The 23,665-nt window shown below is 40.0% G+C and carries 19 protein-coding genes; 1 reads left to right on the top strand and 18 read right to left on the bottom strand.

Annotated features, from left to right (window positions below; genetic code table 11):
- Nucleotides 1-4: 4 nt before the first annotated feature.
- The 11 genes from uxuA to G530_RS0102710 all read right to left on the bottom strand — a co-directional run bounded on the left by uxuA (nucleotide 5) and on the right by G530_RS0102710 (nucleotide 14,111).
- Nucleotides 5-1,195: a mannonate dehydratase gene (gene uxuA, locus G530_RS0102770; protein ID WP_026933072.1), complete on the bottom strand. Its 1,191-nt coding sequence runs from the start codon at nucleotides 1,193-1,195 to the stop codon at nucleotides 5-7.
- A 79-nt stretch (nucleotides 1,196-1,274) separates the two neighbouring features.
- Nucleotides 1,275-2,639 (bottom strand): glycoside hydrolase family 28 protein, encoded by a 1,365-nt coding sequence (locus tag G530_RS0102765; protein ID WP_026933071.1) that lies wholly within the window; start codon nucleotides 2,637-2,639, stop codon nucleotides 1,275-1,277.
- Between the two features lie 7 nt (nucleotides 2,640-2,646).
- Nucleotides 2,647-2,985 carry a cupin domain-containing protein gene (locus tag G530_RS0102760; protein WP_026933070.1) on the bottom strand — a complete coding sequence of 113 codons (339 nt, stop codon included), beginning with the start codon at nucleotides 2,983-2,985 and terminating at the stop codon, nucleotides 2,647-2,649.
- A complete protein-coding gene (gene pelA, locus G530_RS17910; RefSeq protein WP_084519392.1) occupies nucleotides 2,982-4,796 on the bottom strand; it encodes a pectate lyase in 1,815 nt (604 codons plus the stop codon). Before pelA ends, G530_RS0102760 begins: the two co-directional genes overlap by 4 nt.
- 1 nt (nucleotide 4,797) lies before the next feature.
- Nucleotides 4,798-6,696 (bottom strand): pectinesterase family protein, encoded by a 1,899-nt coding sequence (locus tag G530_RS17780; protein ID WP_084519372.1) that lies wholly within the window; start codon nucleotides 6,694-6,696, stop codon nucleotides 4,798-4,800.
- 20 nt (nucleotides 6,697-6,716) lie between these two features.
- The gene (locus G530_RS0102735) at nucleotides 6,717-7,514 is read right to left on the bottom strand and encodes a rhamnogalacturonan acetylesterase (RefSeq protein ID WP_026933069.1); all 798 of its coding nucleotides are present in this window, start codon (nucleotides 7,512-7,514) and stop codon (nucleotides 6,717-6,719) included.
- A 6-nt stretch (nucleotides 7,515-7,520) separates the two neighbouring features.
- Entirely contained in the window at nucleotides 7,521-8,744 is a 1,224-nt protein-coding gene (locus tag G530_RS16470; RefSeq protein WP_051199664.1) for a right-handed parallel beta-helix repeat-containing protein, read from the bottom strand.
- Nucleotides 8,745-8,754: 10 nt separating this feature from the next.
- Complete coding sequence (locus G530_RS0102725; protein WP_026933068.1) at nucleotides 8,755-10,380, bottom strand: glycoside hydrolase family 43 protein; 1,626 nt, start codon at nucleotides 10,378-10,380, stop codon at nucleotides 8,755-8,757.
- A 15-nt stretch (nucleotides 10,381-10,395) separates the two neighbouring features.
- Nucleotides 10,396-11,649 (bottom strand): glycoside hydrolase family 88/105 protein, encoded by a 1,254-nt coding sequence (locus G530_RS0102720; protein ID WP_026933067.1) that lies wholly within the window; start codon nucleotides 11,647-11,649, stop codon nucleotides 10,396-10,398.
- 5 nt (nucleotides 11,650-11,654) lie between these two features.
- Nucleotides 11,655-12,659: a DUF4861 family protein gene (locus G530_RS0102715; RefSeq protein WP_026933066.1), complete on the bottom strand. Its 1,005-nt coding sequence runs from the start codon at nucleotides 12,657-12,659 to the stop codon at nucleotides 11,655-11,657.
- 24 nt (nucleotides 12,660-12,683) lie between these two features.
- Nucleotides 12,684-14,111: a glycosyl hydrolase family 28 protein gene (locus tag G530_RS0102710; RefSeq protein ID WP_026933065.1), complete on the bottom strand. Its 1,428-nt coding sequence runs from the start codon at nucleotides 14,109-14,111 to the stop codon at nucleotides 12,684-12,686.
- A 768-nt stretch (nucleotides 14,112-14,879) separates the two neighbouring features.
- Here G530_RS0102710 and G530_RS0102695 point away from each other — a divergent pair.
- Entirely contained in the window at nucleotides 14,880-15,929 is a 1,050-nt protein-coding gene (locus G530_RS0102695) for a LacI family DNA-binding transcriptional regulator (RefSeq protein WP_026933063.1), read from the top strand.
- Between the two features lie 2 nt (nucleotides 15,930-15,931).
- Here G530_RS0102695 and G530_RS0102690 read toward each other — a convergent pair whose 3' ends face one another.
- From G530_RS0102690 to G530_RS0102660, 7 genes are read right to left on the bottom strand one after another with little or no spacing between them, the layout of a single operon-like run.
- Entirely contained in the window at nucleotides 15,932-17,107 is a 1,176-nt protein-coding gene (locus G530_RS0102690) for a Gfo/Idh/MocA family protein (protein ID WP_026933062.1), read from the bottom strand.
- Between the two features lie 9 nt (nucleotides 17,108-17,116).
- Nucleotides 17,117-18,733 carry a UxaA family hydrolase gene (locus G530_RS0102685; RefSeq protein WP_026933061.1) on the bottom strand — a complete coding sequence of 539 codons (1,617 nt, stop codon included), beginning with the start codon at nucleotides 18,731-18,733 and terminating at the stop codon, nucleotides 17,117-17,119.
- 12 nt (nucleotides 18,734-18,745) lie between these two features.
- Complete coding sequence (locus tag G530_RS0102680; RefSeq protein ID WP_026933060.1) at nucleotides 18,746-20,215, bottom strand: tagaturonate reductase; 1,470 nt, start codon at nucleotides 20,213-20,215, stop codon at nucleotides 18,746-18,748.
- Between the two features lie 17 nt (nucleotides 20,216-20,232).
- Nucleotides 20,233-21,522 carry a TRAP transporter large permease gene (locus tag G530_RS0102675; protein ID WP_026933059.1) on the bottom strand — a complete coding sequence of 430 codons (1,290 nt, stop codon included), beginning with the start codon at nucleotides 21,520-21,522 and terminating at the stop codon, nucleotides 20,233-20,235.
- Nucleotides 21,519-21,986 carry a TRAP transporter small permease gene (locus G530_RS0102670; protein ID WP_026933058.1) on the bottom strand — a complete coding sequence of 156 codons (468 nt, stop codon included), beginning with the start codon at nucleotides 21,984-21,986 and terminating at the stop codon, nucleotides 21,519-21,521. Before G530_RS0102670 ends, G530_RS0102675 begins: the two co-directional genes overlap by 4 nt.
- Nucleotides 21,983-22,975, bottom strand: coding sequence for a TRAP transporter substrate-binding protein (locus G530_RS0102665; RefSeq protein ID WP_422678743.1), 993 nt, complete (start codon nucleotides 22,973-22,975; stop codon nucleotides 21,983-21,985). The genes G530_RS0102670 and G530_RS0102665 overlap by 4 nt, the downstream gene beginning before the upstream one ends.
- Nucleotides 22,972-23,643 carry a bifunctional 4-hydroxy-2-oxoglutarate aldolase/2-dehydro-3-deoxy-phosphogluconate aldolase gene (locus G530_RS0102660; RefSeq protein ID WP_026933056.1) on the bottom strand — a complete coding sequence of 224 codons (672 nt, stop codon included), beginning with the start codon at nucleotides 23,641-23,643 and terminating at the stop codon, nucleotides 22,972-22,974. Before G530_RS0102660 ends, G530_RS0102665 begins: the two co-directional genes overlap by 4 nt.
- Nucleotides 23,644-23,665 lie beyond the last annotated feature (22 nt).

Here is a 23,665-nt window from a genome sequence, read left to right as displayed (position 1 = left end):
TTTACTAATTTTCCAGTGATTTTATAATTCCGAATTCCAGTCCACGTAATTCTGCAAGACCTCTCAACCTGCCTACTGCAGAATACCCGGGATAAAAAGGTTTCTCCTGATCGTCCAGCATCTCATGCCCATGATCTGGTCTCATTGGAATTGGTTGTCTATTATTTTTCTTCTGAAGCTCATAAAATGTTCTCACCAGCTTATACATTTCTGCGCTGCCTTCAAGGTGATTAGCCTCATAAAATCTCGAATTTTCACCTCGCTGAACAGATCGTAAATGCACGAAATGAATCATGTCATAATAAGCTTCAATCATTTCCGGTAAATCATTATTTTCTGAAGCGCCCAGACTTCCACTGCAGAAAGTAAGACCGTTAGCTTTCTGCGGCACTTTATTAAAGATATAATCCAGATCTGAAGCTTTGCTAACCACCCGTGGCAGTCCAAGTACGGGCCATGGCGGATCATCTGGATGAATGGCCATTACCACCCCGGCTTCTTCAGCTACAGGAATTACTTCCGCTAAAAATTCAACCAGGTGCTCCCGCAACTGTGCTGCTGAAATTCCTTCGTAATCCTTCAGGCCATTCCTTAACTTTTCAAGTGTAAAACCTTCTTTATCACCAGGCAATGCCATCAGCAGGCTTTGTTTCAGAACATCCAGTTCCTCCTGCTTCATTTCAGCATATTTTGTCCTGGCTTTTTTTACCATTTCAACATCATAATCTGCTTCAGCATTATCCCTTTTCAGAATAAATAAATCGAAAATTATAAGATCTTCCAGATTATGAAGAAGTGCGGTACTGCCGTCTTCCAGCTGATATCTAACATTGGTCCTCAACCAGTCCAGCACGGGCATAAAATTGTAACATACGCGAGAAATCCCGCATTTGCCAAGGTTTATAAGGCTTTGCTTATAGTTTTCAATATATTTTCCCCTGTCGCTCCTGGCTTGCTTAATATGTTCATGTACAGGAAGGCTCTCCACTACGTTCCAGTGTAGTGGGAAAGGGTGTTCTTTATTGCTTTCCTCGAGCAGTTTCTTTCGTTTTTCAATCTCTTCCACCGTCCAGATTTCCCCTACAGGAATATGATGTAAAGCAGTAACCACTCCATTTGCTCCAGCCTGCTTTATAGTTTCAAGTTTCACGGGATCCTGAGGGCCGTACCACCTCCAGCTTTGTTCAAAAACCATAGAATTTGTTTAATTATATAATAAGTTACATCATTTTCTTCTCTGTCAAAACTGAAGAAAGAGAAATTTAGCAACGCTGCTATTCCTTCCCGGAAACTGAAGTAGGAACAGTAGCTTCTTCTCCAATAATTACCTCTTCCAAAATGACATTTTTGGTGTTGGTTATGGAAGTGGCATTCTTCGTCCTGTTCACTTTAATGTTGGTGAGTTTCACATTCTCCACCTTGCTCTGCTCAAAACCCTGAATTACCACAGCGGTCCCTGTAGCCTCTTCACAAGTGACGTTGCTGATAAAAACATCTGAAATTTTTGAATTAAAACCTTCTCCTTCCCCATGATAGTTGGCGGTAATGTAGAAGCAATCTTCGACTTTTTGAAGCTCAATATCATTAATGTAAATATTCCTTATAAAACCACCTCTATCCGGATTGGTCTTGAAGTAGATCCCCCTTTTGAGATAACCAGAGGCTTTGTTGTTTTCCACATAAACATTCTGAACCCCGGCAGACATTTCACTGCCAATTACAACTCCGTGCAGTCCTTTTAGTAAATTGTTTCTTATAACAATGTTTTCTGAAGGTGTAGCCGAATTGGCACGACCCTCATGATCTCGTCCGGCCTTGATGGCGATGTTGTCATCTCCGTTATCAAACTCGACCTCTTCAATAAGAATATCGCTGGCATATTCTGCATCTATCCCATCATTATTAAAGTTATGAGCGTCAAATTTCAATCTTCTTATAGTAGCACTTTTGGACCTAAGGAGATGGACGCACCAAAAAGGGGAATCTTCTATGGTAACGTCTTCGAGTAGAATATTCTGAGAATTCACAAACTGGATCAATTGCGGGCGAAGGTAATGCCCTTCCCCGAAGATCCTTTCCTCTATTGGCACTCCGGAATGGTTCATTTCCCTGCTTAGCTGCTTGTCCTTATCCTCAAGTTGCTTCCAGGCTGCCCAGGCTCCTCCACCTTCTCCATCTATAGTACCCTTTCCGGTAATGGCGATATTTTCAAGTTCGTTCCCGTAGATAAGCGGACTGTAATTGTACAGCATGGTTCCTTCCCAACTGGTAAGGACCAGAGGATAATTTTTAGGATCATCTCCAAACCTGATCTTTGCACCTTCTTCGAGATGAAGATTTACACCGCTCACAAAATGAATTGGACCATTAACAGTATACACTCCTTTTGGAACTATAAGTTTTCCCCCTTTTCGTTTCTGGAGGTGGCTCATCGCCTGGTCAAAAGCTTTTTTATTATTTGAAACAGCATCTCCTTTAGCTCCAAATTTTAGGATTGAGACCTCGTAATCGGGTATTTCTGGCAGCTGGATCCTATCCACGATTTCTTCAATAGCTGCCTTTCTTTGGGGCTCAGATAACTGGGCATGGACGTTCACTCCCAATAAGACGAAGCATAGTAGTAGTATAAACTTTTTCATAATTTCTTTATTTTAGAAAGTCTTCCCGCACCGGACTAAAAACATCCACCAGCATTCCTGCCTCCAGGCATTCAGCGCCGTGTGTGGCATTGGGAGGCACGAAGAATCCATCGCCTGTTTCGAGGATTTCAGATTTTCCATCAATCGTAATCTTGAATTTTCCTGAAGCAACGAAAGTTCCCTGGGAGTGAAAATGGTCATGCTCGTAACCAACTGCTCCTGTTTCAAATTTAACCCTGACCATCATCAACTGTGTATTGTAACCGGTAATTTGCCGCGAGATTTCCGCTGCTGCAGGCTCCCATTCAGTTTCTGCTTCTTTAAAAAAGTTGCTTCCGTTAATCATTTTTGAGAGGTATGTTTAGCTTCCCATTTAGGATATTTTTCTTTTAAAAGATCTTCAGCGTAATTATCTATATAACTGTAATTGGTGCGGCGTTCGTGCTCTATTTCGTCAAGATTATATTTTACCACTCCGTCACGACCAATGAACATTGGCCTGTTTGTTCCAATTTCAGTAAACCTTCCCCAGAGCGGTCCCCCTTCCGGATCTTCGACTAATATGCGATCCCGGCCTTCAGGCAGGTGCTCTCCCTTGATCCATTCCACTCTTTTTCCCATTACCTTGGCATCATCAAACCACCGCATGGCACTTTGAATAGACCGTTTTATTTCTCCGGAAGGATCTTCGATCTCCATTAAAAACCGTACGATTTCAGCACTTTCCTTTCCGCTTAAAGAAGCTAGTTCATAAGATCTTGCCTTTGCCGGTTTGAGGGTTTTCCTGTCATGCTGCGCACCCCAGGCTGTTAACTTTCCGTCTACCTCTACCTGGGTGGCGAGAATAATCTCCAGGCCTTTTTCAACCGCCTTAGCAGCTTTTTCCTTTCTGGTAGTATCCACAAAAGAATAAGACTTATCATACATTGCAATATCCCTTAACAACCTCATCACCCCAATCATAGCACCATCATTGTAAGTAATGTGTTCGTAATAGCCTTTCTTTATAGGATAGAACTGAGGCCAGCCTCCATTGCTGTATTGTGCCTCAAGAAGAAAATCTATACCTTTTAAAAACGCCCTTTTATATTCCTCTTTTTTCGTAGCCTTGTAAACTTTTGCCACATACCTCAACTGAGTATGAGTTGCGCCATTATCTATAGTGGTGCCCATTTCTTTAACCTGCATCGCCTTGAGGCTGTCTTTTTCGTTTTCACTCAATTCATTGGACATATCGATGTTCTTATACCAGCCTCCATTGTCATGCTGATAAAGCAACACATTATCTGTAATCCTTTGTGCTTCCTTACTACCATACCACTTACTGTCCTGTCTTAAGGCCTTTCTCCACGGAACTTTTTCTGAATATTCTACCGAACCAACCGGAACTTCTTTCAGAATTTTTTGAGATAAAACCGTCTTCTTTATATACTTTTTCAAATCCAGATCCTGTGCCGCAATCTCCTGAAGTGCAAGACTAGCGACGAGCGTAGCACCCTTTTTTGAGAGATGCGTATCATCGGTTACTCCTCTGGGTTCATAAGGATCTTCCCCTGGCTCCAGGTGAAGGTGCAATTGTTTGGAATCTTGAGGACCGTAGGAGATCTCCAGTTGTTCTGTTGACATCTGCATATCTATAAAAGTCACATCCAGGTCTTTTGATGCCATTCTTGCCACCAGGGGATACTGCCCATGCGTATCTACCAGCACGCCATCTTCATTGAAGTTGCGGCGAGCAATGGAGCTAAAAAGGATAGGGGTAGCTCCTTTGTCCCTTGTCTCTCTTACAAATTTTTCCAGGTTACTTCTGTACTGAGTAAAAGGATTGGTATACCTGGCGGGATCATTTACTTTCTGGTCATTATGACCAAACTGGATAAAAACAAAATCTCCGGGTTTCAGTTGTTCCTTTACTTTTTCCCAGCGTCCTTCAGCTATAAAACTTCTTGTGCTTCTACCGTTCACCGCATGATTTTCAATTGTTATTTCTGAACTCATTAATTCTGGTAGCATCTGTCCCCAGCCATGTTCTGGATTTTTTTCAGGATCCTTTTTATCTGACATTGTGGAATCTCCGATCAGGTATAGCGTAGGTTTTTCCTGTGCCGAGATAGAAAGCGAAAAAAGGGTAAAAACGTAGATCAGTATATTTTTCATATCATTTATTTTCATTTATTGCTTTAGAAGCCCAGAACCAGTCTTTACTGTTACTGAAAATATTTTCAAGGGTATATTGTCTCGCTTCCTCCTCGTTCAACTGATGTGACCATTCCACTCTTGTTTCAGAAGAAGCTCCCGCTCCGGTGCTCTTATATTCGGCGTAATAAGTAGTTTCTTCTTTATAAGGGAACATTTCGTCTCCTTCCCATGGATTCCAGCCTTCAGGAACAATATGTGGTCCCATTTCTGTATTAAGAAAAACCGTTTTGGCGTAAGGTCTCCAAGGGCGTCCCAGGTAAACTTCATCAACATTTTCAGCAGCAGTAAGTTTACAATTGATAAAGACATATCCAAAATCCTGGCTCTGAGGTGTAGCGGCTGCGGTCACATAAGAGTTTTTCAAACTATGAATAGTGCAATTTTTAAAAACTACCGTCGCCTCCCCGAAAATAAAATCTGTAGTTCCCTCTATATAACAATCAAGATATAATTGTCGGCTTCCAGCAGTTGCGGTATAAATAGTATCCTGACAACCCAGAATATTACAGTTTTTAATTAAAAAACGATCTCCTTCGACATGTAAAGCTACCGCCTGACCTTCGCCACAGGAAGCATTCTTTATAGTAAGGTTTTCAATTTTGATATCATCCCCCCGTACCACAACCGTATAGGAAGTGAAAGTGGAAAATTTCTTACCGGTCACTGGATTTACCTTTCCAGAATAATCATTATTGGTAATTACAGTATTTTCTTTGCTTTCCCCAATCAAACTAAGCTGATGTTTCCAGGAAGGGATCTCCAGTTTCTCATGGTAAATACCATTATTAATATGAATTTTCACTTCCCCGGGACCCAAATCGCGGGTAGAATTGATCGCCTCCTGGATTGTTAAAAAATCTCCCGAACCATCCTTTGCAACGGTAATTTCTCGATACGTTTCTTTCGGCGAAGAAGAATTTTTAAAAATCTTATCCAGAAAATGAAGGCTTAGACTTAAAGTTCGCTCGAACCAGGGATGCATTAACCAGAAGGAATGCGGGGAATTCTCCAAGGTATGGACTTCTTGATAAATATTATATTCAGATAAAGTCCTGGTCATATCGTCCCTTCCTGCATGAAACCGAGGATAGGAGCTATTAATGAAAATGGTAGGCGGTGTATTTTCATCTACATATGTTAACGGTGAAGCTTCCTCCCATACATCTCCTTGGTCATCTTTTGAACCTCCAAGCCAGGTCGCGGCCATCCAGCCTTCTTCAGTTTCAGGGTGAATAAAAGAGACTATTCCATCAACATTGATGATCGCCTGTACCTCATCTGAAATTTCATTATTTCCGGTGTCATATATTTCTGAATCCGGGGTAACTCCCAAAAGAGTTGCAAGTTGTGCTCCGGCTGAAGCACCCAGAACGGCAATTTTATCTTTATCTATCTTGAATTCTTTCGCGTTCTCACGCATCCATTTTATTGCATCTTTCAAATCTAAAACTCCAGCGGGATACTCAGCCTCGGTTCCGAGAAGATAAGCAGCTGTTACAGCGGTATAACCGTTCATTGCAAGATGTTGCGCCATCACGCGTTGGTTTTCCTTGCTCCCGGTAAGCCATCCACCGCCATGTATCAGAAGAACCGCAGGATACTCTCTATTTTCTCCGTTATTTTGAATATAAACATCAGCCTTTATTTCTTTGCCATCTACGGTTTTATAAACCAGGTTCTCCCGGGCATTTATTTTTTTAGAAATAAGAGGTTTTATAGGCGTGATAAAAGGATAATCCTTTTTCAGCTTTTCATAGGTGGACTCAATAGAATAGGGTCGGATCTCCTGCTTTTCCTGTGCTGTAAGAAGCAGGCAGACCAACAGATTCAGAAAAAATAATATCGATCTCAATTTCATACCAGGTTTCAGTATTTATTCTATTCTTTTAATTCAACCTCTTTCATTCCGTCAAATACCAACTGAGCTACCGCTTTAGCTCCTGCCGGCTGAAAATGGGTATTATCCTCTTGTCCTTCAGGATAGGCTTCATATTTACCCGCAGGCAGATTCATAAAATAGTTACTACTTACATATTCTTTCCCCTTCCTAAAAAAGTGATCCATAGACCTTTGATTCAGATCGATGAGCATGACATCCATTTCTTTCGCCACATCCTTCGCAGCCTGATAATATTCACCATGAACATTCTTTAAGAGACTATCTTCCCAGGGATAATTTCGGGCAACCGGAGTAAGAATTATTGGGTGCGCTCCTTTTTGGCGCGCCTGACTTACAAATAATCTTAGAAATTCCTTATAGCCTTGAATATTCACATAACGTTCTGTTTTGCTTTCAGAGGCGTCGTTATGTCCGAATTGGATCAGAACCAGATCATCCTCTTTCAGATCCTTAAATACAGAGCGCCAACGTCCCTCCTGAAAAAAAGTTCTGGTACTTCTTCCCCCACGGGCCCTGTTATCAACTATAACAGAATCTGATTCTATAAGCCGGGGAATTTTGTCCAGACTATCTGAAACCATAAACTGCTGAAATACCTGTCCCCAACCCATTAAAGGATATCGGGTCTTCATATAATCCTTCCCGGGATCATAATCTCCAGAATAATCAGCCATGGTAGAATCACCTATTAGGTAGATCATTCCAGGTTCCTTCTTAGATATAAAATCTACTGAGCCAAGAATTATAATTAATAATAAAGCGGTTATGCTTCTCATATTTTATTATTCAGATTTTATAGCTTCTAATGCGCCTATCTCCGGAGCACTTCCATTATAATCCAGTCCATTTTTAATTCCTGCATCTACTAATTCGCTTGATAGTTTTGGTCTCATAAAACTGATCTCAGGAAGGCTACCATCTCTTTTCCTGGGAGCAGATAGTTCTGAGATATCTACAGACTGAAAATCATTTTTAGTTATTTCAAAATCCATCTGCCAGCTATTATTTTCAACCTTTTCAGTTTCCGCATTATATTTTCCAAATTTCCCTAAGACTAGCGTATTGATGATTACGATCTTTTCAAGTCCATTCTTTTCAGAAAAAGCCAGATTTCGGCCATTCCCGGTAGCTGAACAGTTAATGACCGAAACTGTTCCGCGATTGCTGTTATGATCAAAACCGTCATTTAGATTGTTTACAGCAAAACAGCGTGTGTAAGAAGCATTATGCTTTCTATCCTTATCATCACTTCCCCCGGTTTTAAACCCATTCCCATCACCTTTTCCTGCGGAACCATCCTTTAAATATCCATTATTAAAAGCCCAGCAATTTTCATAGATTGTATTCACATTGTTGGCTTCTCTTAAATAACCGTCCCAGCCATCATCGAGATTATTCCAGGCACGGCATCCAATAAATCTATTTCCTGATCCAACATCCATCTTAACTGCAAAGCCGTCAGCATTCTCAAGTTTTGAATCTGCATTGAAAAAGGAATCACAGTTTAGAATAGTATTATTGGAAGCTCCGTCATCCAGTTGAAGTCCGGTATCTGAACATTCTGAAAAGCTACAGAATTCAATAATATTATTATTGCCGCGAATATGAAGACCATTATCACCTGCCTTGTAGAACTGAAGCCCTTTAATATGCCAGTTATCAGCTTTTAAAACAATTCCCTGGTTGGAAGAGTTTTCTTCCATTTCTGAAAAGTCAAGGAGGGGTCTCTCTTCGGAGGTATCACCGATGAGATAAATTTTACTGGAAGCCTCCCCTGAATCATTGATATATATTCGTTCAGAAAATTTATAGGTTCCAGCATGTACAAAAATGGAGTCTCCTGGCTTTGGTTCATCCAAAGCCAATCTTAATTCTTCAGCATTAGAAACATTTATTATTCGATTTTCAATTCCTGAATTTTCCGCCTCGTTTACTTCGCTGGTATTCTTAAGATTTAGGCAGGAAACCGAAATTATCGCTGCAAGTATGTATATGAATATTTTCATGAGTTTTTAATTACTTGCTTATTCTAAAATATTCCACATCAGCATACCCTCCACGTTTGGCTTCCCGTGTGCTTACGCTAAGCAGGCCTACTTTAGCGCCGATCCATTTTCCAGGCTGAGCTTTAAATGACTTTCCGATCTTACTGAAGTCTTTCCCGTTCTTACTATAGCTAAACTGGCAGATCGCACCTGGAGAACTTACCTCAACACGAAAAACAACTTCATTGGAGTCAATGCGTTTTTCAACAATAGTCACCTCTTCTTTTCCATCGATCGCGTCGATCGCCTGAGTCTGCTTTATAATAAAACCATCAGTATCGTGGGTAAGTGTAAGTGTCGCATAATCTATTCCCATGATAATTAGCCCTGTTCTTTTGCCTTCTGAAGCTTCCTCAGGAAAGAGACTGATTTTGGTAGTGGCTGTAAAATCTGGCGCAGGGAATTTCTGAAGTAAAAGATTTGGAGTCATCCAGAGATTCTTATAATTCTCCTGGGTTTTAATTGAAAACAACCTTAGATAATTTTCTCCCGGAAGTTTGGCGTGCCACACCACTTCTGGGTTTGCATGCCATTGCCATTGGAGGCCAAGGCTGTCTCCTTCAAATTGGGTACTTTCTACGGGAGTAACAATCGGATATTCTTTACCTACATTAGGTTTCTTATGAGATTTCACCGGTTCGCCAATTCCATTTCCATCATTATCCTCACCCATGACAGGCCAGTCATTTTCCCAGTTCATAGGTTGTAAATGAACGATCCTACCATAAGCTTCAACATCCTGAAAATGATAAAACCAATCTTCACCTTCCGTAGTTTCTACCCAAGCACCCTGGTGCGGGCCATTTATATCTGTACTACCCTGTTCCAGAACCACTTTTTCTTCATAAGGGCCGTAAATATTCTTGGATCTCAAGATCAGCTGCCAGCCAGTTGAAACACCCCCGGCCGGAGCAAAAATGTAATAATAACCGTTACGCTTATAAAATTTCGTGCCTTCAACGGTAGGATGCTCCTCATGACCATCAAAAACATGTCTCCCAGCGTCCAGCACTCTGGTGCCTTCAGTATTCATTTTATTAACCGTGACCAGGCTCTTAACTCCGGCACGGCTTCCGGCATAGGCGTGAACCAGATAGGCTTTACCGTCATCATCCCAAAGCGGGGATGGATCTATAAGCCCCTTTCCTTCCATGACCAATACCGGCTCCTCCCAATTTCCATAAGGATCATTGGTTTTCACCATGTAGATGCCATGATCTGGATCACCCCAGTAGATATAAAGTTCATCGTTATGAGATCGAATGCTTGGAGCCCACACCCCGTTTCCATGTTGTGGTACTGCAAAGGTTTCTTCAGGCACCTGCACAGGAAGAGCGTGGTTAATCAGCTTCCAGTTGATCATATCCTTTGAATGCAGCACAGGCAAGCCGGGGGCAGCATTAAAACTTGAGGCGGTCATATAATAATCGTCTCCAACCCTTATCACATCGGGGTCTGAATAATCTGCGTGCAAAACCGGATTGGTATAGGTGCCATCATTATTATCGGCTACCCAGACTTCAGATCTATAATTATTTTGATCTTGGGCAGATAGGTTAATAGTTAGTAATAATATGAAGCTGCTTAAATACCGCAATTCTTTATTTTTAGATTATTTATCTAACTGTAAACTTGCCAGGATAAAAGGCCCGGTTCCTTTAGGATCGTTGCTTCTTATTTCTTCATTTATGTAGTATTCATAAGAAGCATCCCGGTAAGGATCGCCACCAAGGCCGGCAACTGCACACACCTGGTTTAGATTTACCACGCCGTTATCTTCCACGGTGATGAGATTATTTAAAATTCCCTCATAGGCTTTTTTAGCCACCTCCATATATTCTTCAGGCAGGTATCCTTTTTTCGCTGCTTTGGCGAAAGTATAGGTAAACATAGAAGTACCGGAAGCTTCCAGGTAATTTCCTTCCCTTTCTCCCTGGTCAAGCACCTGATACCATAAACCAGATTCCTGGTCCTGATATTTTACCAATGCTTCAGCAAACTGATTTAAATAATTAATGATCTTTTCACGACCTTCATGATCTTCCGGAAGATAATCCAAAACGTCTACCATCGCCATTCCATACCAGCCCATCGCCCTGGACCAGAAATTTGGAGAGGTGCCGGTTTCCTTATCGGCCCATTTTTGTTGTTTACTGGAATCCCAGCCGTGATATAACAAACCGGTATTTTGATCATAGGCGTATTCCTGTATAAGATCAAATTGATGGATTATATCATCATAGGCCTCTTCTGCTTCTTCACCTTCACTATACATCTTAGTGTAGTGGGCATAGAAAGGATGTGCCATATAAAGTCCGTCAAGCCACATCTGCTCGGTATAACGTTTTTTATGCCAGAATCCTCCTTCTTTAGTTCTTGGCTGAGTATCTATCTGGCTTCGTAATAATTTCAATGCTTCAAGAAAACGCTCTTCTTTAGTTTCAGGATAAAGATATAGCAGGGTATTTCCAGAATTAAGCATATCAAGATTCTGATCACTCAGCTTATAGGTCCTTATATCACCTTCATCGGTAACCATCGTATCTGCATATTCATAGATATACTGGTAATATCTTTCATCACCTGTTTCTTCAAACACTTCTTTTGCTGCCTTTAAAACAAGTCCATTAGTATAGCTCCATTTAGGTTCTTCCCTAAAGTCAAGTTTGGAAGCTTCCGGAAATCGATGGATTTCTGATAACAGCATTCTTTCAGACCATTTTAAGTCTTCCGGAACTAATTTTTCCTGGTCTGCAGAAGCAATTTCCGCACTTTGTTTTTCTCCATTTTCCTTACAGCTTAAAAAGGTTCCGGCTATAAAAAGGAAAATCACACAGAAATGAAGTCGATCTTTCAAAATTCTCATTGAAATTATTTTAAAGTATTATTTTGGTTTAAGTCCTGGAGCAACTTATCTATATGAGAGATAAAATCTTGCTTATTAGTAATCCCTCCCTTTTCCTGCTCCCAGGCACCAAGAAAATAGTAGGTGATCGTTTGGGTAGTAGGTTTAAAGATCACCAGATGATCGTCTGTCCCTTCAAGTTGTTTATCCAGTTGCTCGGTATTATAAAATAGGGCCATCCCCAGTTTATCAGTATCGTTTACCAGAGTCTGAGCGCCATAGGTTGCTATATAGCCCCACTTTCCATTCTCACTTTGTTTCTTGATAAGTTCCGGACCATGTTTTACGATACCGGTAGTAAGTCCTTCGATCTCCTTAGAAGGGGTAAGTTCAGCTTTAGTATATCTGCCTTCCGGAAATATGGAGAGTTTTGCATCCAGGTCTATAGTAGCATTCCCGGTAGTCCAGTTGTGATATGAAATCTCTACTGAAGAACTGTTTTCAGAATTTTCTACAGCCGCCTTCGTTTTATCTACATTCCTGAAATGAGCAACGGTATCGTTCATATATCTTCCATAACCACCAATACCCATCGATTTTCCGGCTTTCAGAATATCGAGTCCCCATGCAGCTTCTTCATGATAAGAATCAAAGCCGTCCTGTCCAACATAAGGCAAAACGAGCGTATCTACCTTTTTTCCGAAGATATCGATAGCATTTCGCCAATCCAGGTAAATCCTGTAACCAACATGCTTATTTTCCCACCCCGGACCTTCATATCGTATATACCATGAATGATCTGTATGCTCTTTAGGAACCTCTAAACTATCCACATTTTCAAATTCACCGTTCATATACTCACGGCCTTCCCATGAGCCTCCTTTTTTTACCGAAATTTCAGCATAAGTCTTCTGTAAGGTTTCCACTTCGCTTATCTCTTCATTCTCTACAGCAACTTCTTTCTCTTCTTTTCCTTCTTTACAGGAAATGATAGCCAGAGCCATTAATACAGGAATAAAATATTTCTTCATAATAATTTAAATAAAATGGAACGCTTAATATTCTTTACCGTTTATAGTGGTATTTACAAAGATTACAGGTTCACAATTCTCAATGCTCAAAGGAACTTCCGTGCTTTTAATAGTTACATTTTTAAGCCTGACATTCTGAACGGGTGATTGCTCCCTTCCTTTTATAAGTAAACCATATTCACCTCCATTTTCTACCGTCACGTTTTCAAGAAAAATATTCCTGATCTCTGGAATGTGATCCCCTTCCTGATTGTCATAAATAGCGTAGTAGGTATTTATTTTTAATACCGCTTCCTTAACCTGTCCTACCTGAACATCTTTAACATAAACTCCATCAACAAAACCTCCACGAATGGTATTGGTTTTAATTCTTATAGCACGATCAAGATTTGGACTGTCCATCGTACAGTTTCTCACAAAAACATTTCTAACCCCGGCAGAGATCTCGCTTCCCATTACTACTCCTCCATGGCCATCTGCCATTTCACAATTCTCAATCACGATATTCTCACTGGGTATATTCACGCGACGCCCATCGTTGTTACGACCTGATTTAATTGCGATACAATCATCACCCGTATCAAAAACGGAATTTTTGATATGAACATTTTTAGAATATTCGGGATCACAACCGTCATTATTAGGACCATGACTACGTACAGTCACTCCATCAACCGTTATATTGTTGCTTTTTATAGGATGGATGATCCAGAATGGAGCATTGGTAAAAGTCACCCCTTCAATGAGTATATTTTCGCATTCGAATGGTTCAAAAAAGGTTGGCCGTAGCTGATGTCCCTCTCCAAATTTTCTATTCTCCACAGCAACTCCATCTGCAACCATTTTTCTTAAACTTGGTAGATTCTTGTCATCGTGCTGTTTTGGCTGTCCTTCCTGATATCCATACACATCTTTTCCAGCCCATGGCCACCAGTTCTCATTATCTGCCTGGCCGTTAAACACACCTTTACCTGTTACCGCAATATTCTTCTGACCATAAGCGTAGATCAAAGGTGAATAATTCATTAATTCCATACCTTCATAGGAAGTATGCACCATTGGCAGGTATGCTGATGTATTTGTGGTAAAAAGAATCTCAGCACCCTCTTCCAGATGAAAATTTACATTAGATTTCAAGTGTATAGGTCCTGTTAAGTATTTACCTTCAGGAACCAGAACTTTCCCTCCTCCCTGTTCATTACAAGCTGCAATGGCTTTTTTAAAAGCCTCGGTATTATCAGTTACCCCATCGCGTTTAGCTCCAAAATCAGTAACATTGAAGGTTCGGTCAGGAAATTCAGGAACTGTAATATTTTTAATAATATCGTCGGCCTTTTTCCAGGCTTCATCAGAATTGAAATCCTGAGCTCCGGCTTTACAGGAAGCCAGCATAAATATCAATCCGAAAACTACTGCGTTGATGATAAAATTAATTACTGAATCTTTTTTCATATTTATTTTTGTAATCGATTGCACTAAAATAGTAAAGCTACACCAGTTTACATAATTTTTTCATTGAAAAATTATTAACCTGTTATAGATTGATAGTTTTTACTACGAAAAAAGTATTAATAACACCTTTAGACAATTAAATATGTAGTTATTTACCTAATCTTCCAGTTGAATCCCATTTATCATTACCGGCCAGCACCTTATGCATGGTAATTTTCTCTATCTCCATCGGAATTATTTGCTTTGCCCATAGGGGACTGAATACAGTTATATCGGACTTCAGGTTTGAACAAAGAAGATATTTCAGTATTGATAAAAACGGTCTATGCATAGGCCAGCATCGGCCTGCCTAAATAAAAATGACTCGAACTCAGATCTTTTTCCGAGACCAGCCTAAGCTAAAAACGGTAGCATTCCTATTAAGAATTCTTGTAGAAAAAGTTTCTCTTTATAAAATTCAATCTTTGTTTAAACATGGGTTTCATTTTTTCAGAAATCCGGAATAGCATTAATAGGCCACTTGGCGTTTTTAAAAATGCTCACCATATTAATAAAATAAACAGGTCTTTTTTAAAAAATAAGGATATTTCGATTTTTTTTGTAATCGATTACTTAATTAAATGAAATTTCACTAATTTTCCTAAATTATTGGATTTTTTAATCCTTATGTAAGTGAGTAAATATTTTATTAAAGGATTAAAAGTCATATTTTTGCACCTTCAATTCAGAACATATACTCAATCTATTCCCAGTCCTAATCCAGCCTAAATGAAAAATAAAGAAAAAGTCACCATCTATGATATTTCAAAAAGGTTAAATATCAGTGCTGCTACTGTTTCACGGGCTTTAAATAATAATCCTAAAATCAGCGAAAAGACCAGGAAACTTGTTGCCAAGACGGCCGCTGAAATGAATTATAAACAAAACCGACTGGCTCAGGCCCTTAAAAAAGGAAGGACGAATAACGTTGGAGTAATAGTCCCTTATATTAATCGTAGTTTTTTCTCATCAGTAATCCGCGGAATTGAAGAAGAACTAACCCCACACGGCTACCATATAATTATCTGCCAGTCTCACGAAGAAGTGGCGAATGAAGCTGAACAAATCAATGCTCTATTAAATACCCAGATCGACGGTATTTTCATGTCTGTTTCTAAGACAACCCAAACTACGGAACATATTAAAAAGATACAGGAAGAAGGTACCCCGCTGGTCTTCTTTGATAGAAAGATAGATGTTCCCGGAGTTAGTTCGGTAGTACTGGACGATTATAAAGCGGGATATATGGCTACTGATCATTTGATAAAAGAAGGTTGCAGAAGAATTGCCCATCTTTCGGGAGATATTAATCTAGAAATTTATAAAAACAGGTTTGAAGGCTTTAAGGCAGCGCTGAAGGATAATGAAATTGAATTTAATCCTGCCTACGTTATCCAAACCAGTAGTAAAATTGAATCTGGAATTCAGGCCGTAGAAGAGCTATGGGAGCTGGAGCAAAAACCCGATGCGATCTTTTCTGCTGGTGATTATGCGGCACTTGGCGCCATACAGGAACTAAAATCCCGGAAAATAAATATTCCCAAAGATGTTTGCGTGGTTGGCTTCAGTAATGAGCCATTTACCAAATATATGGAACTACCCATTACGTCAATGGATCAAACACCACAAATGATGGGTAAAATTGCAGCACAGGTTTTTCTTGAACAGGTGAAAGAAGACAAAACCATTAGCGTAGAAAAAAGAGTAGTTCTACCTCCGGAACTATTCATCCGGAATTCTTCAAATAGAAAATTAATTAACCTGGAGAACGCGGTCTAAGATCAGAGCTGCTTAATTTCAACTTCCAGCCCTTTTCGTTCTGCAGAAAGATAGGCAGAGTAAATGGTACTTATCACATCTGCAGCCAGCGTGCTGTCACTTTCAGGAGCCTCTCCATTTGCTATAGAATTGTAGAAAGCTTCCATCTCGGCCTGATACCCATTAAACCATGCCTCGTCTGGAGAAATATTGGACCAGCCCTGTTTGGTCCCGGTCTTTTCAACCACATAAATATCCTTAAAGTTTTCTTCCTCCGGATTATAGGTTTGCATAGCGTTATTTGAAGTAAGATTACATATAGTGCGGTGGTTATGTGCGTGAACTTCCAGATAATTCTTAACTCCACCATGAAGTAATTCACTGGCAGTAATATCGGCAACTGTTCCATCTTCAAAAACTACATGTGTGAATGCATAATCTTCTACATCTGTATAAGAATCCCTTAAATGCGGATTATTTTTGTAATTATCCATGCGGGTAATAGCATGAACTCTGCAACTAACAGATTTTGGCCTGATAGGCTTCCCATTTTTGCTACGCCCTTCTACGTGTTTAAGATAAATTGCCCCTGAAAGCGGATGACATCCTTTTCCCATTAGCGAACCTCCGCCGGAGAGCCTCCATTTTCCATAATCCAGGGAATGCGATCCTGAATGAGATTGCTGCGCCTGAATCCAAAGGATCTGTGATTTCGTTTTTTCTATTACCTCTTTTTCCTTTTGAATAGCCGGAGCGTAGATCCAATTCTCGGCATATAGGATTCCGGCTTTACTCTTATCTTCAGCCTGTAGGATATTCTTTAAACTCTGGAGGCTCTTTTTTAAGCCTGATTCCCTGGAGAAAGTATCACCTGAAAAATTTTTTTCGTCCTCACCAAAATACCCCGTAAGAGGTTTTTCAACGATCGCATATTTATCGCGTTCAAGAATTTTGACACATAAATCTTCGTGAGTAACAGGCGGAGTACATAGATGAAGTACTTCAGCCTGGTCAATCAACTTTTCTACTGAAGAAAAAGCAGGTAGGTTATTTTCATCACAAAACGCATTGAGATTTTCAGGATTCCTGGAAAAAGCACCTATAATTTCCAATTTAACCCCGTAAACTCGCTTCAGCGCCTCATAATGAAACCTTGCGGCAAATCCTGAACCTATAATCCCAACCTTTATCGCTTGCATTAAATAAATTTATAATGATACTCCTCTTTTCCAGGGGATAAAATCATTCTGATTTAACTGGTCTGCTTTAGACTTAATCTCTCCACTAGCCACTTGAATAATATATTCAAAAAGTTCTTCTCCCATTTCAGGGATCGTTTTCTCCCCTCTTATAACCGCTCCTGAGTCTACATCGATGATATCTGGCATTCTGCGAGCAAGAGTTGAGTTAGATGACATCTTAATAACCGGTGCAATAGGGTTTCCTGTTGGTGTGCCCAGCCCCGTAGTGAATACCACCACGTTTGCTCCCGAACCTACCATCCCAGTGGTACTTTCCACGTCATTTCCCGGGGTACATAATAAATTGAGTCCGGGTTTTGTAACATATTCTCCATAATCCAGCACGGCTGCTATAGGTGATGTACCACCTTTTTTAGCAGCACCAGCCGATTTCATGGCATCGGTAATTAATCCATCTTTAATATTCCCGGGAGAAGGATTCATATCGAAACCTGAACCTGCCGCTTCAGCCGCATTTTCATAAGACTTCATCAATTTCATGAATTTGTCGGCCGTTTCTTCATCTGTACATCGGTTCACCAGTTCCTGTTCCACTCCGCAAAGTTCGGGGAATTCAGATAGTATTGGCGAGCCTCCCAAAGCAGACAACAAATCTGAAGTATATCCCAAAGCAGGATTTGCAGAAATTCCAGAGAAACCATCAGAGCCTCCGCACTCCAATCCTAATTTTAGTTTAGAAAGTGGCGCAGGTTCCCTTTTAATTTCATTCGCCTTTTTAATCCCTTCAAAAGAATCGCGAATTATGGTATTCAGCATTTCATCTACGGTTCCCATTTGTTGTTGCTCATAGATAAGAACCGGTTTCTCTATTTCAGAATTTATCTCATCAAGGGCATTTTTGAAAATATCTATCTGCAGGTTTTGACAACCAAGACTAAGAACGGTGGCTCCCGCAACATTCGGATTATTTACGTAGCCGGCCAGAAGTTTAGATAGCATTACAGAATCCTGCCTGATACCTCCACAGCCACCCTGATGGGTGATGAATTTCACCTCTATATTATCGAAAACTCCGGCTTCTTCCTCTTCAAATTCTACATTGGCATCCTCATCTTTTCCACTAATAAGATTTCGAAGTAACTGGCGCTGTTTTGGAGATTTATGAAAAGAAAATTCTTTTTCAAAGATATCTTTCAGCAATTCAACATTTCTGTTTTCACAAAAAACAAGTGGGAAGAATAACCATACATTGGCTGTTCCTACCTGTCCGTCTGGACGATGATATCCCATAAAAGTACGGTCTTTCCATTTAGAAATATCAGGAGCCTGCCATTGGGTAATTTCAGATTTCTGGAATGTCTGGCTGGCTTCGTGTTTAACATTGTCAACTGTGAGAACTCCGCCTCTCTTGATTTCTTCCGTTGCTTTCCCCACGAGCACTCCGTACATATAAATCTTATCTTCCGCGGCAAGATCTACCATACTAATTTTATGCTTGGCCTTGACGTCTGAAAGTATAATTATCATTTCCCCTTCAAACTCGACTTTATCACCCTGAAAAAGATCTACCAGGGCAATGGCGACATTATCACTTTCATGTACTTTAATAAGTTTACTCTTCATCACTACAATTTTTTAAGCCTGGGTATATTTTTCAGTAAAGACCTTAAAACCATTTTCAATTCCTTTATTGTCTATTACCTCCAGGGCATATGCTATCTTTTCCTTTAATTCGGGAATCTCGTTAAGATCTAAATCCCAGAAATCGGTTTTTCCCAAAACCCTACCCGCTATCTCATTATAACTATGCAATTCCCATATTTCTCTCATCGCTGTAACAGACTTTTCATCATCTTTTACAGGAAGACTTTGTCCCTTCCATTTTCCATCATAGAACCTAATCAAACAAGCAAAGGCAAAGGTAAGTCTTAAGGGCAATCGATTGAATTTTTTCACAAAACCTAAAAGACTAGGCAGTACTCTAACCTTAAATTTAGAAATACTATTCAGGGCTATGCTAGAGAGCTGATGTTTGATAAATGGATTTCTAAACCTGTCGAAAACCTCTTCAGCAAAAGAGTTCAATTCTTTAGAAGAAAGGGATAAGGTAGGATTGATCTCCTCGAACACTGCTTTTTTAATAAAATCACCAGTAAATTCATGATCTACCGTTTCTTTTACGGTTTCATTACCGAATAAAATTGAGAATGGTACCATGGTGGTATGAGCTCCATTCAATATACGGACTTTTCGCGTACGATACGGTTGAAGGTCCTCAACAATAAGCACATTTTCATCGATCTTATCGAACGGAATTTTAGCTTTAAGCGCTGCTCCTCCTTCAATAACCCAAAGCAAAAATACTTCCGCAGAAACGATCAATGTATCTTCCAACTCCAGCTGGCTCTGGTAACTATCGATATCTTCCTTTGGGTATCCAGGAACAATACGGTCTACGAGGGTATTATGAAAACTATTATGCTCATGGATCCAGTTAACAAATTCTTTATCCAGATTCCAACTTTCAGCATAGCGTAAAATAATCTTCTTTAGATTATCGGCGTTATGGTTGATAAGTTCACATGGAATAATGGTAAGACCTTTATCTGGAGCTGCATTGAAATGTTGAAACCTTTTATAAAGTAGCGCAGTTACCTTGGCAGGAAAACTTTGATGAGGATATTCCTGAAATTTGTCATTTTCATTATAAGCTATTCCGGCTTCAGTAGTATTGGAAATTAAAAACTCCAATTCTTCTTCCTTTGCAAGTTCAAGATATTCATCATAATCCTTATACGGATCATAGCCTTTCTGAATGCAGGTTATCAATTCATTCTCCTGGATTTCCTTACCTTGCTTTATGCCTTTCATAAAAAGGTTATAAATTCCATCCTGCTCATTAAGAACGATTATCATTCCACCCGGTAAGGGCTGTATCACTGCAACCCCGGCATTAAAATCGGCTTCATTATTAAGTTTATTGACCAGGTAATCTACGAAGGCTCTCAAAAAGTTACCTTCCCCGTACTGAACTATTTTAATGGGAAGCTTTTCAGTAATTCCCGCATTATCTCTGTTTAGTCTCTTTGCTTTAATATTTTCCATTTTCAGAATATTAAATTTTAATCAAATAATTCTGGTAACCAAAGACTGATCGCCGGAATAAAAGTCACCATTAACAATACTATTGCCATGACCACATATAGTGGCAGCAAGGGTTTTATAACTTTTTGAATAGTGGTTTTGGCTACTCCTACTCCAATAAAAAGTACGGAGCCAACAGGTGGTGTACAAAGTCCAACACATAAATTCATCACCATGATGATCCCGAAATGAACAGGATCTACTCCTAAATTCTCCATTACCGGTAAAAATATTGGGGTAAAAATCAGAACTGCCGGGGTCATATCCATAAAGGTCCCCACGAATAACAATAAAAGGTTTATGATAAGCAGAATCACATATTTATTATCGCTTAGGGCCAGTAGAGCCTCACTCACCGTTTGAGGGATATTTTCATAAGACATTACCCAAGACATACTCATAGAAGTAGCAATAAGTAACATAACGATGGCGGTAGTGCTAATAGAGCTAAGGAAAACTTTATGGAGCATACTTCTATTAAGCTCCCCATATATCATTGAAAGCACAAGGCAGTATAACACGGCAATTCCAGAAGCTTCTGTGGCGGTAAATATTCCAGAAACTATCCCTCCAATAACCACAACTAACAATAATAAACTTGGCAAAGCCTTTAAAAAAGTCGAAATAATGAGTCCGAAACTGCTGGCATTCCCCGCCGGATATTTCTTTTTCTTTATCCATACAGCTGCTACCAGCATCAAGGCCAGTCCCATTAATATACCCGGTAGATATCCTGCCAGGAATAACGAAGCGATAGAAACACCTCCACTTGCCAGGGAATATACAATGAGTACATTCGAAGGTGGAATTACCAGTCCGGTAGTTGAAGAGGTTACATTAATAGCTGCGCCAAATTCGCGGGAATAATTTTCCTTTTCCATTGGTGGCCCAAGAATTCCACCTATCGCCGACGCCGCTGCTACTGCAGAACCAGATATTGCTCCAAAAAGCATTGCCGCGATAACATTTACATATACCAGCCCCCCGGGCAGAGAACCTATTAATGCCTTAGCAAAATTTATTAACCGGTTGGCTATACCTCCCTGGTTCATTATCTGGCCGGCCAGGATAAAGAAGGGGATAGCAAGTAAGGAAAAACTATCCAGGCCTGTAGCCATCCTTTGAGAAACCGTTGTAAAGGCAGCTAGTGAATCTATGCTTGCCAGCATCGTGAACAAACAGGATAATCCTATAGACCAGGCTACCGGTACACCGATAGCAAGTAGAACCACGAACGAAATTACCAGAATTAAAATTTCAGATATCATACTAAATATTTTTCCGGGTTCATAATTTCATTGATCTTGTAGATAATCACCAGAATTCCGCTAAAAGGAACTACCAGATAAACTATGTATAAAGGAATTTCCAAAGCTGCAGAACTCTGCCCCAATTCATAATTAACATACACCAGATTGCCACCACCAATAATAAGGACAGTGATACCAAAGAATATTATTAGTACATTTATTATGATCCTAAGCTTCCTCTTATTCTTTTTTTCTAATTTTTCTTCCAGTAAATTTATAGCAAGATGTTCCTGCTGGCCGGCAGCATATGCCGCTCCAAGGATACCTATCCATATTAGTAAATACCTGGCCAGTTCCTCTGTTATTGAACTTGGAGATTGCATTACGTACCTGGAAAATACCTGCCACAAAACTGCGACAACCATAATAGTCATTAGAAAAACCAGAATAGTACCTAATGTCTTATCCAATCTTTTTTTCATTGTACAGCTTGTATTTCTTCAATAATATTTTTCATTTTCGGGTCCAGTCCAAATTCGTCATACATGGGTTTTACCATACTTCTGAATTCCTCTTTATCGGCATTGATCACTGTTACTCCGGCTTCCTTGATCTTCTCTAGAGCTTCCAATTCAGCTTCACGCCATAATTTCTTTTGGTATTCTGAGGATTCCATAGCGGCTTCTTTAAGCCATTGCTTTTCTTCCGCAGAAAGTTTATTCCAGACAGGTGTCCCTATCACTAATTCATCTGGCAGCGCAGTATGTTCGTCTACCAGAAAATATTTACAAACCTCGTAATGCCTGGATAAATGAAAACTGGGCAGATTATTCTCTGCCCCATCTACGATTCCCTGTTGAAGTGCTGTATATAATTCACCCCAGGCGATAGGAGTTGGCGATCCTCCAAGGTTCTTAACCATGTTAATAGCAGTCTGACTTTCCATTACCCTGATCTTAAGCCCTTCCAGGTCCTTTGGTGTCTTAATTGGTTCCTTGGTATAAAAACTACGGCTTCCGGCATCATAAAAGGTGAGCCCTTTTAATCTTTTATCTAAACTGGAATTAAGGAACATTTCTCCTATTTCTCCTTCCAGAACATTGAATCTATGCTCGCGGTCCCGGAATAAAAACGGAAGTCCGAATACTTTAAGTCCAGGCGCAAAATTTTCCATTACTCCGGTAGAAACCTTGGTCATTCCAAGGCTACCAATCTGGAGTAGCTCGAGACATTCTCTTTCTGAACCCAGCTGCTGATTAGGATAAATATCTATTTGCATTCTACCTCCAGATTTCTCCTTTACCCGTTCCCCCATAAAGATCATCGCTTTATGCACCGGGTGACTGATATCCAGCCCATGCCCCAGCTTTATAACCCGGGTATCACTATATCTTTCACAACCAAGTGTTGCGAAAATGAAAAGAAGCATAAGAAATGTTCTTTTAAGTATATCCTGTTTTCTCACGCTCATTTCCTCAAACTTTGTACGATCTCAATTGAAGATTTTACCTTCTTTGAAATAGCTTCATAATCATACTCACCATTTTCTTTCCTTACAAAAAGCTTTGAGCCGATCCCAACACAGTGAACTCCCGCATCAAACCATTCTGCCAGATTTTCTATAGTAGGACTCACACCTCCTGTGGGCATAATACTACTCCATGGAAAAGGACCTTTTACAGCTTTCACAAAAGAAGGCCCTCCAACCTGACTTCCTGGAAATATCTTTACCACCTCAGCACCTAGTTCTTCGGCATACGAAATTTCAGAAACCGAACCGCAACCCGGCATCCAGGCTATCTTTCTACGATTACAGGTTTTAGCCATTTCAGGATTTACAATTGGAGAGACAATAAAATTCGCTCCCAGCTGTATATATATTGAAGTTGTACCTGGATCTATCACAGAGCCTACTCCTAATATCATTTCCTTAAAATTCTTCTGAACATAGATGTTTAATTCATCAAAAACTTTATGTGCAAAATCACCCCGGTTAGTAAATTCAAAAACCCTGGCGCCACCTTGATAACAGGCTTCAACTAATTTTTTGCAAACCTCAAGATCGCCGTCATAAAAAACAGGTACAATTCCCATTTCTTTCATAGTTTGAGCAACCTCAATTCTAGTATATTTTGCCATTCTTATATTTCTTTTCAGGATT

Source organism: Christiangramia echinicola DSM 19838, assembly GCF_000423065.1.
In the GTDB taxonomy this organism is placed as follows: Bacteria; Bacteroidota; Bacteroidia; order Flavobacteriales; family Flavobacteriaceae; genus Christiangramia; species Christiangramia echinicola.
The sequence above is the reverse complement of the archived record's forward strand: the minus strand, read 5'-3'. Positions and strand labels throughout refer to the sequence as shown.